Origin of the sequence: Halogranum rubrum (assembly GCF_900114455.1) — an archaeon.
GTDB lineage: Archaea > Halobacteriota > Halobacteria > Halobacteriales > Haloferacaceae > Halogranum > Halogranum rubrum.
In genome coordinates this window covers 21,002-37,352 of sequence record NZ_FOTC01000009.1, presented here as the reverse complement: position 1 = coordinate 37,352, position 16,351 = coordinate 21,002, and the positions used below count along the sequence as shown (strand labels likewise).

The 16,351-nt window shown below is 62.8% G+C and carries 17 protein-coding genes; 7 read left to right on the top strand and 10 right to left on the bottom strand.

Annotated elements, in window-relative coordinates:
* Positions 1 to 43 precede the first annotated feature (43 nt).
* Positions 44 to 1,429, top strand: a complete 1,386-nt coding sequence (locus BM083_RS20925) for a TIGR00341 family protein (RefSeq protein WP_089872321.1) — start codon at positions 44 to 46, stop codon at positions 1,427 to 1,429.
* Here the strand turns inward: BM083_RS20925 and BM083_RS20920 are convergent.
* Positions 1,420 to 2,331, bottom strand: a complete 912-nt coding sequence (locus BM083_RS20920; RefSeq protein WP_089872320.1) for an NAD-dependent epimerase/dehydratase family protein — start codon at positions 2,329 to 2,331, stop codon at positions 1,420 to 1,422. The genes BM083_RS20925 and BM083_RS20920 overlap by 10 nt on opposite strands.
* Positions 2,332 to 2,510: 179 nt before the next feature.
* Here BM083_RS20920 and BM083_RS20915 point away from each other — a divergent pair, with 179 nt between their 5' ends.
* Positions 2,511 to 3,044, top strand: coding sequence for an Rrf2 family transcriptional regulator (locus BM083_RS20915; protein WP_089872318.1), 534 nt, complete (start codon positions 2,511 to 2,513; stop codon positions 3,042 to 3,044).
* A gap of 339 nt (positions 3,045 to 3,383) precedes the next feature.
* Here BM083_RS20915 and BM083_RS20910 read toward each other — a convergent pair whose 3' ends face one another.
* The gene (locus tag BM083_RS20910) at positions 3,384 to 4,565 is read right to left on the bottom strand and encodes an NAD(P)/FAD-dependent oxidoreductase (protein ID WP_089872316.1); all 1,182 of its coding nucleotides are present in this window, start codon (positions 4,563 to 4,565) and stop codon (positions 3,384 to 3,386) included.
* Between the two features lie 138 nt (positions 4,566 to 4,703).
* On the bottom strand, positions 4,704 to 5,531 hold the full coding sequence (locus BM083_RS20905; protein WP_009365565.1) for a nucleoside phosphorylase: 828 nt from the start codon (positions 5,529 to 5,531) through the stop codon (positions 4,704 to 4,706).
* A gap of 256 nt (positions 5,532 to 5,787) precedes the next feature.
* Here BM083_RS20905 and BM083_RS20900 point away from each other — a divergent pair, with 256 nt between their 5' ends.
* Positions 5,788 to 7,599 (top strand): L-aspartate oxidase, encoded by a 1,812-nt coding sequence (locus BM083_RS20900; RefSeq protein WP_089872314.1) that lies wholly within the window; start codon positions 5,788 to 5,790, stop codon positions 7,597 to 7,599.
* Between the two features lie 8 nt (positions 7,600 to 7,607).
* Here BM083_RS20900 and cdd read toward each other — a convergent pair whose 3' ends face one another.
* The gene (gene cdd / locus BM083_RS20895; RefSeq protein WP_009365563.1) at positions 7,608 to 8,027 is read right to left on the bottom strand and encodes a cytidine deaminase; all 420 of its coding nucleotides are present in this window, start codon (positions 8,025 to 8,027) and stop codon (positions 7,608 to 7,610) included.
* A 90-nt stretch (positions 8,028 to 8,117) separates the two neighbouring features.
* Here cdd and BM083_RS20890 point away from each other — a divergent pair, with 90 nt between their 5' ends.
* Positions 8,118 to 8,396 (top strand): DUF7520 family protein, encoded by a 279-nt coding sequence (locus BM083_RS20890; protein WP_089872312.1) that lies wholly within the window; start codon positions 8,118 to 8,120, stop codon positions 8,394 to 8,396.
* Between the two features lie 163 nt (positions 8,397 to 8,559).
* Positions 8,560 to 8,796, top strand: coding sequence for a DUF8142 family protein (locus BM083_RS20885; protein ID WP_049893418.1), 237 nt, complete (start codon positions 8,560 to 8,562; stop codon positions 8,794 to 8,796).
* Between the two features lie 6 nt (positions 8,797 to 8,802).
* Here BM083_RS20885 and BM083_RS20880 read toward each other — a convergent pair whose 3' ends face one another.
* Positions 8,803 to 9,384, bottom strand: coding sequence for a GNAT family N-acetyltransferase (locus BM083_RS20880; protein WP_089872310.1), 582 nt, complete (start codon positions 9,382 to 9,384; stop codon positions 8,803 to 8,805).
* Positions 9,385 to 9,497: 113 nt separating this feature from the next.
* Here BM083_RS20880 and BM083_RS20875 point away from each other — a divergent pair, with 113 nt between their 5' ends.
* Positions 9,498 to 11,513 (top strand): AMP-binding protein, encoded by a 2,016-nt coding sequence (locus BM083_RS20875; protein WP_089872308.1) that lies wholly within the window; start codon positions 9,498 to 9,500, stop codon positions 11,511 to 11,513.
* A gap of 26 nt (positions 11,514 to 11,539) precedes the next feature.
* Here BM083_RS20875 and BM083_RS20870 read toward each other — a convergent pair whose 3' ends face one another.
* The 4 genes from BM083_RS20870 to BM083_RS20855 form a co-directional block, all read right to left on the bottom strand.
* Positions 11,540 to 12,847, bottom strand: a complete 1,308-nt coding sequence (locus BM083_RS20870; RefSeq protein WP_089872306.1) for a dicarboxylate/amino acid:cation symporter — start codon at positions 12,845 to 12,847, stop codon at positions 11,540 to 11,542.
* A gap of 100 nt (positions 12,848 to 12,947) precedes the next feature.
* Positions 12,948 to 13,496, bottom strand: coding sequence for a GNAT family N-acetyltransferase (locus tag BM083_RS20865; RefSeq protein ID WP_089872488.1), 549 nt, complete (start codon positions 13,494 to 13,496; stop codon positions 12,948 to 12,950).
* Positions 13,493 to 14,074, bottom strand: a complete 582-nt coding sequence (locus BM083_RS20860) for a GNAT family N-acetyltransferase (RefSeq protein WP_089872304.1) — start codon at positions 14,072 to 14,074, stop codon at positions 13,493 to 13,495. The genes BM083_RS20865 and BM083_RS20860 overlap by 4 nt, the downstream gene beginning before the upstream one ends.
* A 48-nt stretch (positions 14,075 to 14,122) precedes the next feature.
* Positions 14,123 to 14,848: an acyl-CoA synthetase family protein gene (locus BM083_RS20855; RefSeq protein WP_089872302.1), complete on the bottom strand. Its 726-nt coding sequence runs from the start codon at positions 14,846 to 14,848 to the stop codon at positions 14,123 to 14,125.
* Positions 14,849 to 15,047: 199 nt separating this feature from the next.
* On the opposite strand from BM083_RS20855, the gene BM083_RS20850 reads away from it, so the two are divergent.
* Positions 15,048 to 16,208: a glutathione-independent formaldehyde dehydrogenase gene (locus tag BM083_RS20850; RefSeq protein WP_089872300.1), complete on the top strand. Its 1,161-nt coding sequence runs from the start codon at positions 15,048 to 15,050 to the stop codon at positions 16,206 to 16,208.
* Here BM083_RS20850 and BM083_RS24030 read toward each other — a convergent pair.
* Complete coding sequence (locus BM083_RS24030; RefSeq protein ID WP_272942282.1) at positions 16,205 to 16,333, bottom strand: hypothetical protein; 129 nt, start codon at positions 16,331 to 16,333, stop codon at positions 16,205 to 16,207. The genes BM083_RS20850 and BM083_RS24030 overlap by 4 nt on opposite strands.
* Between the last annotated feature and the right edge of the window lie 18 nt (positions 16,334 to 16,351).

Sequence of the window (16,351 nt, the reverse complement as noted above, 5' to 3'; positions counted from 1 at the left end):
AATCCGCCACAACCAAGCCAATCCGCCGTATCAGAGAGTTGTAATGCGGTTGATTAAACTGCTCGTCTCTGAAGACTCTCTGGATTCAGCACTCGACGTGTTGGAAGGAGAGAACATCGATCACATCGTAACGAAGGAGGCGACAGAACGCCGGGACACCGTACTCGTCGAATTTCCACTTCCCACACAGGCCGTCGAGTACGTCATGAACCAACTCCGCGACGCTGGCATCGACGACCGCGAGTACACCATCATCTCGAGTGCCGAGACGGCGAAGACACAGAACTACCACGAACTCGAAGAGCGCTTCGTCGCGGGGGTGGAAGAAGACGACTCCGTCGCCCCGGAAGAGATTCGGGCGAAAGCACTCGACATGCACCGGACGGCGTTCACCTACTACGCGATGACGGTGTTCAGCGCCATCGTCGCCGCCGCCGGTCTCCTGTTGGACGCTCCGGCCGTCGTCGTCGGGGCGATGGTCATCGCTCCACAGGTCGGGTCGGCGCTCATCGCGAGCGTCGGGATGGCGCTCGACGACAGACGGATGATTTGGCTCGGCTTTCGCGACCAGTTCGTCGGACTCGGCCTCGCTATCGTCGGCGCGTTCGCCTTCGGTCTCTCGCTCAAACACGGCCAAATCGTCACGTCGGTTCTCGACGTCTCGACGGTCGGCCAGATAAGCAAGCGTATCTCACCCGGTCTGTTGTCGATTACCGTCGCGTTCTGTGCCGGTGCGGCGGGGGCGTTCGGCCTCGCGACGGCGCTGCCCGTCTCGCTCGTCGGCGTCATGATTGCGGCCGCCCTCATCCCGGCGGCCGCCGCCGTCGGTATCGGCCTCGCCTGGGGACTCCCGAGCGTCGCGCTCGGCGCACTCGTCTTACTCGTCGTCAACGCCGTGGCGGTGAACCTCGCGGGGTTCGTCGTACTCTGGTACTTCGGCTACCGACCCATCGACTGGGACGAAGACGCTATCAGTGGGACGAGACAGACCCTTCGTCGGTACGCACCCACTATCATCGGTCTCACGGTGCTCGTCTCGACGTTCGTCGTCGCCGGTGGCCTCGTCGCCGCCGAAGTGTCGTTCACCAACGGTGTCAACACCGCCGTCGAAGACGTCATGCAGAACGACCAGTACGAGGACCTAGAACTGACGAGCGTCCAGACGGAGGTGCAACTCGCCCGACACGTCGGCGAGACGCCGGAGGTAACTATCGTGCTGAACCGCCCCGCAGACGAACCGTATCCCGGCCTCGCGGACGTGTTCAAACAGCGCATCGTCGACGAGACGAAGCGAGATGTAGACGTCAGCATCCAGTTCAACGACGTCCAGACGACGAGTTCGACGCGAAACGAGCGAGTCGACGAGCGACGAGAGAACGAACTACTGGAGTCGGTCGGACTACCTACCCGCCGACCGCGTCACTTGTAAGGCGCGCAGACGCGCTCGACGCCTTCTTCGAAGCTAATCTGCGGTTCCCATCCGGTCTCGGCTTTGATCTTGCCGATGTCCGCCATCGTGTCGTGGACGTAGATGTCGAAGGGGTTCTCGATGTAGACGGGTTCGACGTCGGTGCCGAGAACGTCGTTTATCATCTCGACCATCGTGTTGAAGTCGTAGCTCTCGCCGGTTCCGAGGTTGTAGACGCCGTTCAACTCGTTTTCGGCGGCGAGTTCGAGGCCGCGGACGATGTCGTCGACGTGGGTGAAGTCGCGCGTCTGCGACCCGTCACCGAACAGTTCCGGCGACTCGCCGTTCGCAATCTGCTCGGCGAACTGGGCGACGGTGTTGGCGAACTCGCCTTTGTGTGCTTCGTTGCCGCCGAAGCCCTGATAGACGGAGAAAAAGCGCATCCCGGCGAGGTTCATCTCGTAGTGGTTGTGGAAGTACTCGGCGTAGCGCTCGCGGGCGAGTTTCGACGCTTCGTAGCCCGTCCGGGCTTCGACGGCCATATCTTCGGGGGAAGGGTCGGTTCGACTGCCGTAGATGGAGGACGTGGAGGCGTAGACGACGGTGTCACAGCCGTCTTGACGGGCCTGGTCGACGGTGTTGACGAACCCTTCGATGTTGACGCGAGCGCCCGTCGTCGGGTCTTCTTCGTGCATCTTGTACGACGAGAGCGCCGCGAGATGGAACACGACGTCGACGTCGGTCGGGAGGTCGTCGTCGACGACGCTCGCGTCGACGAACTCGACGTCGTCATGGAGGTTCTCGGGTGTTCCGAGATAGAGGTCGTCGACGGCGACGACGTCGTTGTCGGCCGCAAGGTGGTTCGCGAGATTCGACCCGATGAAGCCCGCACCGCCAGTAACGAGGACACGTTTTCCGTCCATGTGCGTATCCGCAGGTGCGAGTGCCAAAGTGTTGTCGTTCTGTTGGAGGGAATGCATCAGAACTGCCAGTGTGTCCAGATGATGTAACAGAGGTGACACCGAAAAGAGACGTGATGGGAACCCAGACGTTCACAGGGCTATCCATCGCATTTAAGGACATCTATCCCGAAGTTGACCGTATGTCATCAATCGAACTAACACCGAGTCAGAAACAGATTCTGACGGCCCTGATTAATCTCTATCGTGAATCCGAGTCCGCGGTCAAAGGTGAGGATATCGCCGAAGAGGTAAACCGCAACCCCGGAACGATTCGGAACCAGATGCAGAGTCTGAAGGCGCTCCAGTTGGTCGAAGGTGTCCCCGGTCCGAAAGGTGGGTACAAACCGACCGCCAACGCCTACGAGGCACTCGACATCCAAGAGATGGACGAGCCTGCGACGGTGCCGCTGTACCACGAAGGCGAACTCGTCGCCGAGGCGAACGTCGAAGGTATCGACCTCTCCAGCGTCCACCACCCCGAGAAGTGCCGTGCAGAGATTCACGTCCAGGGGTCGGTCCGTGACTTCCACGAGGGCGACAAAGTCACCGTCGGTCCGACGCCGCTCTCGAAGCTCGTCATCGAAGGTGTCCTCGACGGGAAAGACGACACCAGCAACACCCTCATCCTCATCATCGAGGATATGGTCGCTCCGGCCGAAGAACCTGCACACTAACCTGTCTGTCTTCTAACTGCATTCGAGTTCGTTCTATATATGTGCGGCCAGAGACATCAATCAGAGTGCATTTAGGACGACACGTGCCATCAGCGAGACGACTGGTGGGGAGATTCGGAAGTGGGCAGAAGGCTACGGAAGCCCGAACTGAACGAACGACGACGCACTCGGTCGAACTGGCAACAGACCGCAATGAGTCGGCGACGGGAGCGACAGACGAGAGACGGCGAGGAAACGTCGACGAGCGGCGAACCGCAAGCAGTGTGCTATCGGCGTGTGAGAAAGGAAAGAGAGAGAAGAACCGCAGAACGCGTCTGTTGCTTTGGTCGTCCGTCGCGTCTACATGTCCTCCCAAGCGTCGTACGCACGCTTGGCGGAGGAGACGTCGGCAATCCACTTGGCTGCGATACCCTTCTTCAGAATTTTCGCGCCCGGGCCGCCGAAGGTGTTGATGGGGACGCCCTGCACGTCGTGGGCGACGGCCTTGTCACCGACAGAGATGACGGTTCCCTTGTCCTTGTGGGTCCACGTCTTCAGCGGACCGCCGCGGACGGCACGCGCGAGGTTCTCGCCAGCGACGTCGGCGGCCTGCCAGGCGGCCTGTGCCGTCGGCGGGGCGATGGTGTCGTCGCCTTGGTCGACGAGTGCGGAGTCGCCGATGGCGAAGACGCGCTCGTCTGACGTCTGGAAGTCCTGGTCCGCGAAGATGCGGTTCGAACGCTCGTCTTTGTCGACGTCGGCTTCGGCGACTTCCTCTTGGCCGGTGATGCCGCCGGTCCAGACGAGGGTGTCGTAGTCGAGTTCTTCGGGGTCTTCGTCCTCGCCGCCGCCGAGGTAGATGGTCTCCTCGTCGACCTTCGAGATGAAGTCGCCCGTCAGGATTTCGACGTCGGCGTCCTGCAGACGCTTGCGGAGTGCGCCCTGCACTTCGGGGTCCTGTCCCGGGAAGATTTCGTCGAGACCCTCGACGATTTTGATGTCGATGGGTGCGCGATGCTGGTCGCGGAACGCCGCGATTTCGCCAGCGCACTGGATGCCTGAGAGACCCGCACCGCCGACGATGATCTGGGCGGGTTCGCTTCGGGAACCGGCTTCTGCGGCCGCCTTGACTTCCTCGTGAATCTCGCGTGCGTCGTCGAGACCCTTCAGGGTGAGCGAGTACTCTTCGAGGCCTTCGATACCGTAGAAGGCCGTCGCGCTGCCGAGCGCGACGAGGAGGTAGTCGTAGTCGACGCTCGTGTCGTCGTCGAGTTCGACGACGCGCTCGTCGGTGTCGACGTTCGCGACGTGGCCCTCGACGAAGTTCGTCTCGGGCGATTTGATCTCGTCGACCGGGATGGCGATCTTCGATTCGACGGACGGCTTCCGGACGACTCGATGGACCTCGTGGAGCACGAGGTGGTAGTCTTGTTCCGAAATCCAGGTGAGTTCGGCCTCACCGTCGTCGATTTCGTTCTCGAACGATTTTACTGCGCCGGCACCGGCGTAGCCTGCACCGAGGACGACGACCTGCGTAGTCATACGCGACAGTCCGAAGGCCTGAGATAAATGAGCTTTGGAAGTGACGTGTCTCTCCGCGGCAGATGTTGCCGCACACCGCCGAAAACAGCCGTTTCGTGTGTGAACGAGTGTCGTGGTGTCAGCGAGAGACGACGACAGTTACAACGAGAGTCCCGCGTGCCAGTGGTCGACGCCTGCCTCTGCTTTCACTTCGTCCATGCGTGCGAGGAGTTTCACGGCGAGACTCGCCGTCTCGGCCGACTTCGTCTCACCTTCGGTCCGGAACTCGCCGGTGACGCGGTTGGCGTAGACGGAACAGACTGCGCCAGCGCGGAGACCGTAGACGTTGGCGATGGTGAGAAGAGCGGACGCCTCCATCTCGATGTTCTTGACGTTCGCATCCTGGAGTTCCTTCACGAGGTCTTCGCTCCCCATCGCACGGAACCCTTCGAAGCCAGGGCGGCCCTGGCCGGTGTAGAAGGAGTCGGCGCTCATCGTCAGGCCGACGTGGTAGTCGTAGCCGAGACGCTCGGCGGCGGCGACGAGCGCGGAGACGACCTCTTGGTCGGCGACGGCGGGGTAGTCCTCGCGGACGTAGGCCTTGCTCGTCCCCTCCTGTCGAACGCCACCAGAGGAGATGACGAGGTCGCCGACGTCCATCTCGGGTTGGATGGCTCCACAGGAACCGACGCGGATGAAGGTGTCTGCACCGACGCGGGCGAGTTCTTCGAGCGCGATGGCCGCGGAGGGACTCCCGATTCCCGTCGAGGTGACGGAGATGGGTGTTCCCTCGTAGGTTCCGGTCGCCGTTCGGTACTCGCGGTGGTAGGCGACCTCTTCGTGGTCGTCCCAGAACGGCGTAATCTTGTCCAGTCGCTCGGGGTTACCGGGGAGCAAGACGGCGTTTGCGACGTCGCCTGCTTCGAGTTCGACGTGGTACTGCATCCCTTTGTTCGGGTCTTCGCTGTCGTCAGTGTCGTCGACCATGATACCGAATCGGACGAAAGACGGTGTAAAAGTGTTTGTCCATCGGCCTCCGTCGTGTTTCGGTGAGTACAGGTCAGACGTGGCGGGTTGTCGCCTCGTACTGGAGCCTACCCTCTCGTCGGCTCTCTTCGACGATGCGTGAGAAACTCGACTGTTCGACGTTCTCTTTCCATTTTGAAATTCTTGCGCGCCTCGCGCGCGCACACGCGCGAAGCCCTCAAGTCAGTCTGGCCCCGAGAGTATACTGAGGATACTAATGACACCCACCGAACCGTCGGTACCCGAAGAGGCGGTGCAGGGAGTCGACGATGGCGACGACGTCGAGTACGAGGAAGTGACCGTTCCCGTCCTCGTCGTCGGTGCCGGAGCAGCGGGAGCACGGACGGCAATCGCGCTCGAACAGAACGGCGTCGAACCGTTGGTCATCGGAAAACGCGACCACGGCGACGCACACACGACGTGGGCCGCGGGCGGCATCAACGCCGCACTCGGTAGTCTCGACGAGGAAGACGACTGGACTATCCACGCCGCGGACACCTACGACGAGGGACACTTCCTCAACGACCCCGACGCGGTCGAACTCGTCGCAGAGCACATGCCCGACCGCATCCGGGAACTCGACGAGTGGGGGATGCCGTTCGACCGCACCGACGACGGGAAGATAAACCAACGTTACTTCGGCGCACAGTCGTTCCGCCGGACCTGCTTCGTCGGCGACCGAACGGGCGAGGCGATTCTCGAGACGCTCGTCGGGAAAGCCCAAGAGTTGGAGATTCCCTACCGGGACAACGTGATGATTACTCGTCTGCTCTCGGACGGGTCGCGGGTCTACGGCGCTGCGGGCTACGACATGGCGGACGGTCACTTCGTCGTCTTCACTGCCGAGCACGTCGTCCTCGCCGCAGGCGGGTTCAGCGCCCTCTACAACCGTCACTCCTCGCGTGACGAGGAGAACAACGGCGACGGCCCGGCACTCGCCTACGAGGCCGGTGCGAACCTCCTCGACACCGAATTCGTTCAGTTCCACCCGACGGGGATGGTACAGAACCCCGACTGGGACGAGGAGTGGGGCGGACGCCTCGTCACCGAGGCAGTTCGCGGCGAGGGTGGCCGTCTGTTCAACGCGGACGGAGAGCGATTCATGGAGCGGTACTCGCCCGACCAGATGGAACTCGACGCTCGTGACGTCGTCGCCCGCGCCATCGCCCAAGAGGTCCGAGAGGGCCGTGGCACGCCGAACGGCGGCGTCTACCTCGACATCTCTCACCGTGAGCGTGCGTTCATCGAGGAACGCCTCCCCCGGATGTACGAACGGTTCCAGCGCCTCGGCGTCGACATGGCTACGGAACCCGTCGAAGTCGCGCCGACGGCTCACTACACGATGGGTGGGGTCGATATCGACTTCAACACCGGTGAGACCGGAATCGAAGGCCTGTACGCCGTCGGCGAGACAGTCGCAGGCGTCCACGGAGCCAACCGACTCGGCGGCAACTCGCTGGCCGAGACGGTCGCCATCGGGAAACTCGTCGGAGAGCACGTCGCTCGACAGGTTACGAGCGAGACACCGACACTCCCCGACGGGATGCGGGCGCTCGCACAGCGCGAGTTCCGGGCGCTCGAAGCACTGGAGGCGTCTGACGGCGACGTGACACCGGTAGAAATCCACGAGACGTTCGGTCGACTGCTGTGGGACCACGCCGGTATCCTTCGCGACGAGGGGGGACTCCGTGCAGGGTTAGAGCGGTTACAGGACCTTCGCGAACGGACTGCCGACCTCCGTGTCGACGGCGACCGGACCAGTCTCGCTTTCGAGTACGCCGTGGACCTCTCGTTCATGTTCACGGTCGGTGAAGCAATCCTCCGAGGAGCGTTGGAGCGAGAGGAGTCTCGCGGCGCACACTTCCGCGAGGACTTCCCCGAGAAGAGCGACGAGTGGCGAAAGAACGTGCTCGTCCGCCGGGGCGACACCGGAATGGAGTTGTCGACGCGTGGCGTCGGCGACCCGTCGCCGGAGGTCCAAGCGGCGCTCGACGAGGGGTACGAACTGAACTACCATCACCTCGAATAGGCGACGAGTTACTCGCCGTCGCGCTGTGCTTTTGCGGCTTCCAGTGTTCCGAGCGAAATCGTGTTCGGAAGGAGTTCGCCGAGCGTGTACTCGGTCGTCTCGTCGTCGCCCTCGTCACAGACGACGGTGAGGTCCTCGTCGCAGAACTCCGCGAGCGTCTGTCGACACATCCCGCAGGGTGTGACGCCGTCGCGGGCGGCGGAGGTGACGGCGAGACGGTCGAACTCGGTGTATCCCTGCTTCACGGCTTCAGCGATGGCGACTTCCTCGGCGTGGAGGCTGTTGCTGTAGTTCGCGTTCTCGATGTTACAGCCGACGAAGACGGTGCCGTCTGTCGCCCGGAGCGCCGCGCCGACACGGTACTCCGAGTACGGGACGTAGGCGTGTTCGAGGACGTCGCGGGCCTGCTGAATCAGGTCGTCTGACATAGGCGACAGTTCACACAGCGGCGGTTTATACGTCTCGACACGGAACCCGAGAGAGAAAGAGTCTATAGTGGCCAGTCCCGACTCCGAGGCGTGAACGACGTAGCTCACGAACCACGTGATGGAGACAGTCAAACCGGTCGGCGTCTCCTCCTCGTTCTCGGTGGTATCGTGGTCCTCCTCGCCGGTGTCGTCGGCTTCTTCGTGGGGTCGAACAGCGCCGAGTCGTCGCCGACGTTCGAGGTGTTCAGTACGCTCGTCCTGCCGACGACACCAGTGAGCGTCGCACTCTACGGGATGCTCCTCGCCGGCGTGGTCATGGGTGGGTTCTTCGTCGCCGTCGAGTTCGCTTCGCGGTACGACGACGCCTGATACCGACTGCCGTAAGTCAGTCCTGGTCAGTACTGGACAGCACTGGACCGACTGCACGACAGTATGCGGTCGGAGCGGGACAGTTACAGCAACAATCGTGAGTGCGACTCGAAACCGAGCCACCAAACGGGGTGTTTTTGTCGACAGAGACCCGAGTCCCAGTATGGCTACGTCAGCGAGCGAGCGCGACACTCCGCCCCAGGAGTCCTCGAACCGAAACAGGAAACGCGCCGCCCTCGCCGTCCTGCCCTTCCTCGTCATCGGCGTCGGCAACGTGCTCATCATTCTCATGATGGGGATGGAGAAGCTCTGGGGGTTCGCACTTCTCCCACCCGTCTTGTTCTGTTCGGTGCTCGCGTGGATCGTGTTCAGTACCGACTTCCTCGACGACCGAACGTAACCGACGCTACCGACCGGTGTCGTACTTGTAGGTCGCTCGGTCCGGGTCGATACCGAAGTCTTCTGCGCTCTCGACCGGTTCTGGTTCCTCCTCGTGCGGCGTCGCCTCTTTGAACGCCTCTCTGAGTCGCGACGGCATCTCGAAGTTGTCGACGGCGAGCACCGTCGCGACGACGCTCTCGTCGACCGATTCGCGTTTCTCGTCGAACCGCTCGCGGAGTTTCGCGGGGAGGTCCGTCGACTCGACGGGGTCGAAGCCGAACTGGACGAGATAGTTCGGGCGGTCGGTGATGGAGTACACCGTTTCGAACCCGTCTGCGGTGGCTTTGTCGACCAGTCGCTCGACGACGTGTGCACCGACGCCCTGTTCGCGCCATGCATCCAGCACACCGATACCAGTTAGTTCGCAGATGTCGCCGTCGTCGGTCTTGTGGACGCGAACGCGGCCGAACCCTGCGCGCTCGTTGGTCTCCTCGTCGACCGCGATGACGTAATCCCGCGAGCGGAACGCCGCGTCGTCGAGTCCCATCGCCTCGATGTGGTCGAGTAGCCAGACCTCGTCGCGGTTCTTGGCATCACGGACGTACATGCGACTCCGTAGCATCCAAGCCGATAAAAAGCGTTTGCCGGACGGCACTCGGTCAGATATACACGGACGATAGTGCGGAAAGCTACTTGACAGCGGAGGGAAAATCCTCGACCATGAAGACGGTACCAGACACCGACGAGGTCGTACACGAACCGGACCAGGCATTCGTCGAGTCGACGAACGTCTGGGCGTTCATGCAGGCGTACGGTATCGAGGACTACGACGAACTCGTCGAGCGGACGTGTACGGACGTCGACGGCGTCGACGAGAGCGGCGTCGAGTGGTTCTGGGACGAACTCGTCGACTACCTCGACATCGAGTTCTACGAGGACTACGACACCGTCCGTGACGACTCAGACGGACCGCAGTTCTCCGACTGGTATCCCGGTGGGAAGATCAACGTCGCACACAACACCCTCGACAGACACGCCGCTGTCGACAGCGAGACGCGCAATAAGGTCGCGTGCATCTGGGAGGGTGAGGACGGCGAGGTTCGAGAGGTCACCTACCACGAACTCCACCGACAGGCCAACAAGGTAGCGAACTATCTGGAGTCCGTCGGCATCGAAACTGGCGACACTGTGGGGCTGTACATGCCGATGGTCCCCGAAGTCATCTCCATCCTCTACGGCTGTTTCAAAGTCGGTGCCGTCGCCGTCCCTATCTTCTCGGGATTCGGCGTCGACGCGACTGCAACCAGAATCGCAGACTCGGAGTGTTCCGTGCTCTTCACCGGCGACGGTTTCCAGCGTCGCGGCGGCGAGATATTCCTGAAAGGCGCTGCTGACGACGCCATCGAGAAAGCGGGACACGTCGAGCACACTGTCGTGTTCGGCCGTCTCGGAGCCAGCGACGACGAGAGCGACACCGAAGTGCCGTGGCACGACGAACGCGACGAGTGGTGGGCCGACGCCGTCGAACCGCAGGACGACGCCTACGACACGAAGGAACTCCCCTCCGACCAGGAGTCGATGCTGCTGTACTCCTCGGGCACGACGGGGAAACCGAAAGGTATCGTCCACACACACGCGGGCGTCCAGATGCAGACGGCCAAAGAGATTCACTTCGGCTTCGACCAGAAGCCCTCCGACCGCTTCTTCTGGGTCTCGGACATCGGGTGGATGATGGGGCCGTGGACGCTGATTGGAAACCACACCTTCGGCGGCACCATCTTCATGTACGAAGGAGCGCCCGACCACCCCGAACCGGACCGCTTCTGGGAGATGATAGAGCGTCACAAACTCACCACCTTCGGCATCTCTCCGACGGCGATTCGCGCGCTCCGCAAGTACGACGACGAGTGGGTCGAGAAACACGACCTCTCCAGTCTTCGCCTCCTGGGGTCGACGGGCGAACCGTGGGACCCCGAGTCGTGGATGTGGTTCTACGAGCACGTCGGTGGCAGCGAAGCACCCATCATCAACATCTCCGGCGGCACCGAAATCTGCGGCTGTTTCCTCATGCCGATGCCCACAGAGCCACTGAAACCCTGCTCGCTCGGTGGGCCGGGGCTGGGTATGAACATCGACATCGTGAACTCGGCCGGCGAATCGGTCGCCGACGCCCACGAACGCGGCTTCCTCGTCGCCCGCGACTCCTGTCCGTCGATGACCAAATCGCTCTGGGAGGGCGACGAGCGGTATCTGAACACCTACTGGTCGACGTTCGAGAACCCGCCGATGTGGGACCACGGCGACTGGGCACAGAAAGACGAAGACGGCTTCTGGTTCCTCCACGGCCGCGCCGACGACGCACTCAACGTGGCCGGGCGGAAGGTCGGCCCCGCCGAAGTCGAAGGCGCACTCATCGAACACCAGTCGGTGAACCAGGCCGCCGCCGTCGGCGTCCCCGACGAGACGACGGGAACCGCCGTCGTCGCCTACGTCGTCCTCGAAGACGGCGTCGACGAGACCGACGAGTTGCGCGACGAACTGCGCGCGCTCGTCGGTGAGGAGTTGGGCAAGCCGTTCCGCCCCCGTGAGGTACTGTTCGTCGACGAGTTCCCCAAGACGCAGTCGGGGAAGATTATCCGTCGCGCTATCTCCTCGCTGTATCAGGGTGAAGACCTCGGTGACATGAGCAGTATCGAGAACCCCGAGTCGCTGGAGAAAATCGAGAACGCGAAGTAATCGGCGAGGAACGGCCAGAAGCGAGGTCAGTCGGCCAGCGGCGACCGAACCCCGTCGCCCCAGACGCCGGTGGTGAAGTCGACGGCACCGTTCCACTTCGCGACGGCCGTCGTAATCGCGAGGTCACCGGTGACGTTGACCATCGTGCGGAGTCGGTCCAGAATCGGGTCGACACCGGCGACGACGCCGACGATTTCTAGCGGGAGGCCGAGTTGCGTGAGCACGAGCGTCAGCATGATGAGTCCCGACCCGGGGACACCGGCGGTGCCGACGCTGGCGAGCACGGCCACCGAGACGACGGCGAACTGGTCGGCCAGCGAGAGGTTGACGCCGACGACGTTGGCCGCGAAGATGGCCGCGACGCCCTGGTACATCGCCGTCCCGTCCATGTTGATGGTCGCGCCGAGCGGGAGCGTGAAACTGTAGATTCGCTCGGCGACACCGAGGTTGTCGTCGGCGTCGGACATCGTCACGGGGAGCGTCCCGCTCGACGACCGGATGCTGAGGGCGGTGACCATCGCGTCGCGAGCGCCCGAGAGGAACGAGAGCGGCGAGCGACCGAGGACGCCGAGCACGACGCCGCCGAGGTAGACGACGCCGATGTGGACGAGGGCGGCGACGAACATCGTCAGGATGAGCAGCGCGAACGGGACGATGGCGTCGACGCCCGCCTCGCCGAAGACGCTCGCCATGAGCGCGAAGACGCCGAGGACGCCGAACTCCATCACGCCCCAGACGACCTTGAACATCGCCTCGGCACCGGCCTCCGCGAGGTCGAAGAACGTCTCGATGCCGCGGGAGACGGCCGGGTCGTCGGTCTCTTCTTGAACGAGCGCGAGGGCAAGTCCGAAGACGACGACGAAGAAGATGGTCGGCAGCACCGACCCCTCGGCCATCGCGCCGAGTGGGTTCGCCGGGACGATGTTCAGCACGACTTCGGTGAACGACGGCGCTTCGGCACTCTGTGCCTCCGCTTGGTCGAGGAGGCTCTCCAGTCCGCGCGACCCAGGCTGAATCACGTTCGCCACCGTAAGACCGACGGCGACGGCGAGCGCTGACGTCGCCGCGTACAGGGCGACGACCTGTCCGCCGACCCGGCCCAGCGACGACGGCGTCAACTGCCTGACGCCCATTAACAAGGTGAAGACGACGATGGGGACGATGAGCATCTTCAGCAGTCGGACGAACAGGTCGCCGACCGGTTGAAGTATGGTTGCAGCGTCGCCGACGACGAGGCCGAGCACCGAACCGAGTACGAACGCGACGCCGATACGGTAGACGATACCGACCGACCGATACGACTTCCACGCCGAGCTAATGCGTCCAGATACCATGTGTTGACCTACCGTATCGATTGTCAAACCCACACATAAGTATTAATACTACGTATAGAGAAACAATTTCTACATACGGTCGAGAGGCGGTTACGTCGGTTTACGTCCGAGCGTCTGTCCACTCCCGCCGCAGCAGTCCGAAGTGGAACACGTCGACGTACGCGCCGTCGACGAACCTCGCCTCTCTGAATCGGCCTTCTTCGGCGAAGCCGAGTCCTTCGAGGACACCCTGAGAACCCTCGTTGAACGCGAACACCCGGGCGTGGAGTCCGTGGCAGTCGACGGTCCGAAAGAGGTAGTCGACGAAGAGGCCGACCGCCTCCGTCCCGTAACCCTGCCGGTGGTACTCGGGGACGAACCAGTAGACCAGTTCCGGACGGGCAGGCTTCAGACTCTTCACGGCGACGAGTCCGATAGGTGTCTCGTCCGTCTCGACGACGAGTGAGATGCCGTCGTCGCCCTCGACGTACTCCTCGATGAACGACTCGCTCTCGTGTTCGTTGCTCGGCGAGGTGGACCCGAGCGGGATACGGATGTCGGGGTCCGTCGTCGAACGCTGCATAAACGCCGCGTCGTCGCGCTCAACGGGTCGGAGTGAGACTCGTTCGCCTTCGACGACGGTGGTGTCGACGTCACGTTCCTCGCTCATTCGCGGTCGCTCCACTCCTCGCGGAGGAGGCCGTAGCAGACGACGTCGACGTACTCACCGCGGACGAATCGGTGGTTCCGCATCGTCCCCTCGTGTTCGAAACCGAGTCGCTCCAACAGACCCCACGACCCCTCGTTGTAGGCGAACGCCTGCGCCCAGAGCCCCTGAATCTCGAACGTGTCGAAGGTGTAGTCGAGGAGGAGTTCCATCGCCTCCGTCGCGTACCCGTCACCCCGCGCGTCGGGAACCAACCAGTAGGCGAGTTCCGGCCGAGTGTGGTCGAGGTGCATCACGCTGACCATGCCGATGGGGGCCGGTTCGTCGGCCTTGGCGTCGTCGCCGTCAGCCCCGTCCGTCTCCTCCCAGTCGTCGACGCAGACGAGGAGGTTGATACCGTCGTCGCTCTCGACGTACTTCTCCATCCCTTCTTCGACCTGCTTGCGGTTCTGCGGGTGCATCATCCCGAGGGGGATGCGGACCCTCGGGTCCGACTGCCATCGCTGGAGGAACTCAGCATCGTCGCGTTCGACGGTTCGGAGCGTGAGACGCTCTCCGTAGAGGAACGTAGAACCTGGCACGACTCTCCAGTCACGGAGAACCAGCAAAAAGTTCGCTGAGGCGTGGTATCAGACCACGTTCGGCGGCGAGAGCGTGCGGTCCTCGGGGACGTCGCCTTCGAGTATCTCGCTGCCGACGGCGACGGTTCCTTGCGATTCGTCACGGTCGGGGTCCGGAAAGACGACAGTCGCACCGACCGAGAGCGGTGCGAGGACGCCCGCGGCGACGACACCCGGGTCCGTGAGCGGGTCGCGAACGACGACGTCGTCGTCTGCCGTCAAGCCTACGTCCTCGACGACGCGAGCGGCGGCGGTCAAGAGCGTCCGGTGGCTGTACTCGTCGCCACCGCTGGCCAAGACGGGTGAGGCCGGGTCGACGTCGGTCTGTGGGAACGCTGGATTCTCACTCCACACGTCTTTCTCCCAGTGTGAGACACCGGGGTCACTCGGCGGGCCGCCGTAGACGACACGTTTCGTCCCGGGAACGTCGGCGAAGTCGTCCTCTCGGTCCCACGGGACGACGAGTGCGCGAACGTCGATGTCCGTCGTGTCGAACGTCGTCGTCGCACCGTGGAGGGCCGCCCCGAAGAAGGTCAACAGTGGTTCGGGTAGCGGGTCGGGTTCGATGGCGACGCGGCCGCCGCCGCGGACGCCGAGGAAACTCAGGAAGTTGCCCGCCTTCCACGCCGTCGTACAGAAGTCGCGATAGCTGTAGTCGCGGTCGAGCGCCGGCACGCGAAGTGCGAGTGCGGACGAGCGCCGGTCGCGAGCGACGAGGTCACCGAGCGTGTTCACAGTCGCGGTATGCGGGACGGAGACAAAAACGCGCCGAAGAGCGACACGACGACTGCATCGTTCGAAACCGAACGACAGTGAGGTTGTGCGCAAACCTGTCAGATGAAAGTTGCTAGAGATTCACAAGAGGACGGGTAATAGTTAACAATCAATCATTTACGGCTCCTCGCCTACGTCACTGGTAGGTGCTCACATACCAATGAAAGCAGTCGTCTACAAAGGAGAGAAGGAAGTGGCCGTCGAGGACGTCGACGAGCCAGAGATTCAACATCCGAACGACGTCGTCGTCGACATCACGACGACCTGTATCTGTGGCTCCGACCTCCACATGTACGAGGGACGGACCGCCGCCGACCCGGGAATCGTCTTCGGCCACGAGAACATGGGAATCGTCGAGCAAGTCGGCGAAGGGGTATCGACACTAGAGGAGGGCGACCGTGTAGTCATGCCGTTCAACGTCGCTTGCGGGTTCTGCCGGAACTGCGAGAACGGCTACACCGGGTTCTGTACCAACGTCAACCCCGGGTTCGCGGGGGGAGCCTACGGCTACGTCGCCATGGGACCGTATCAAGGCGGGCAGGCAGAGAAACTCCGCGTGCCGTACGCGGACTTCAACGCGCTCAAACTCCCGGACGGAGACGAACACGAGGACTCGTTCTCGCTCCTCGCGGACATCTTCCCGACCGGGTGGCATGGAACCGAACTGGCCAACCTCCAACCGGGCGAGTCCATCGCCATCTTCGGTGCGGGACCGGTCGGACTGATGGCCGCCTACAGTGCGAAGGTCAAGGGCGCGGCGGAGATTTACGTGGTCGACCGCGTGGACAGTCGTCTCGAACTGGCCGAAGAGCACTGTGACGCGAAAGCCATCAACTTCGAGGACTCCGACCCGGTCGAACAGATCAAAGACGCCCACGGTGACATGGTCGACAAAGGCGTCGACGCCGTCGGCTATCAGGCAATCGACCCCGAGACCGACCCCAGTGACGACGCCTACGACCCGGCGCGAGAGAATCCGGCGGTCGTCCTGAACCAACTGATTCAGGTCGTCCGACCGACCGGCGAACTCGGCGTTCCCGGTCTGTACGTTCCTTCGGACCCCGGTGCACCGGACGAGATGGCCGCACAGGGCCGCCTCGGTATCGACTTCGGGAAACTGTTCGAGAAAGGACTCAAGGTCGGAACTGGGCAGTGTAACGTCAAGGAGTACAACCGCGAACTCCGTGACCTCATCATCGAGGGTCGCGCGGACCCGAGTTTCGTCGTCTCTCACCGCGTCGGCCTCGACGAGGCCCCCGAGATGTACGAACGCTTCGACAAGCGCGAAGAGGGCGTGACGAAAGTCCTCCTCGAACCCTAAGAACGAAGCCACGCCTCGGGGTGTTCGTCCCTGAGGTGACGTTGATACAACTCGACGATTTTTGCGTACGACTCCGCGACGGCCTGCCACTCACAGTGCGGACAGGACCCTCCGAGCATCTCCATTGGTCAGGTCGACCTACG

Excerpts from the sequence above, each read along its gene's own strand:
- BM083_RS20900 (WP_089872314.1), top strand. The coding sequence starts at position 5,788 with ATGACACCCACCGAACCGTCGGTACCCGAAGAGGCGGTGCAGGGAGTC.
- BM083_RS20925 (WP_089872321.1), top strand. The coding sequence starts at position 44 with ATGCGGTTGATTAAACTGCTCGTCTCTGAAGACTCTCTGGATTCAGCA.
- BM083_RS20865 (WP_089872488.1), bottom strand. The coding sequence starts at position 13,496 with ATGAGCGAGGAACGTGACGTCGACACCACCGTCGTCGAAGGCGAACGA.
- BM083_RS20905 (WP_009365565.1), bottom strand. The coding sequence starts at position 5,531 with ATGGTCGACGACACTGACGACAGCGAAGACCCGAACAAAGGGATGCAG.
- BM083_RS20910 (WP_089872316.1), bottom strand. The coding sequence starts at position 4,565 with ATGACTACGCAGGTCGTCGTCCTCGGTGCAGGCTACGCCGGTGCCGGC.
- BM083_RS20885 (WP_049893418.1), top strand. The coding sequence starts at position 8,560 with ATGGCTACGTCAGCGAGCGAGCGCGACACTCCGCCCCAGGAGTCCTCG.
- BM083_RS20875 (WP_089872308.1), top strand. The coding sequence starts at position 9,498 with ATGAAGACGGTACCAGACACCGACGAGGTCGTACACGAACCGGACCAG.
- BM083_RS20915 (WP_089872318.1), top strand. The coding sequence starts at position 2,511 with ATGTCATCAATCGAACTAACACCGAGTCAGAAACAGATTCTGACGGCC.
- cdd (WP_009365563.1), bottom strand. The coding sequence starts at position 8,027 with ATGTCAGACGACCTGATTCAGCAGGCCCGCGACGTCCTCGAACACGCC.
- BM083_RS20870 (WP_089872306.1), bottom strand. The coding sequence starts at position 12,847 with ATGGTATCTGGACGCATTAGCTCGGCGTGGAAGTCGTATCGGTCGGTC.
- BM083_RS24030 (WP_272942282.1), bottom strand. The coding sequence starts at position 16,333 with ATGGAGATGCTCGGAGGGTCCTGTCCGCACTGTGAGTGGCAGGCCGTC.
- BM083_RS20920 (WP_089872320.1), bottom strand. The coding sequence starts at position 2,331 with ATGGACGGAAAACGTGTCCTCGTTACTGGCGGTGCGGGCTTCATCGGG.
- BM083_RS20880 (WP_089872310.1), bottom strand. The coding sequence starts at position 9,384 with ATGTACGTCCGTGATGCCAAGAACCGCGACGAGGTCTGGCTACTCGAC.
- BM083_RS20850 (WP_089872300.1), top strand. The coding sequence starts at position 15,048 with ATGAAAGCAGTCGTCTACAAAGGAGAGAAGGAAGTGGCCGTCGAGGAC.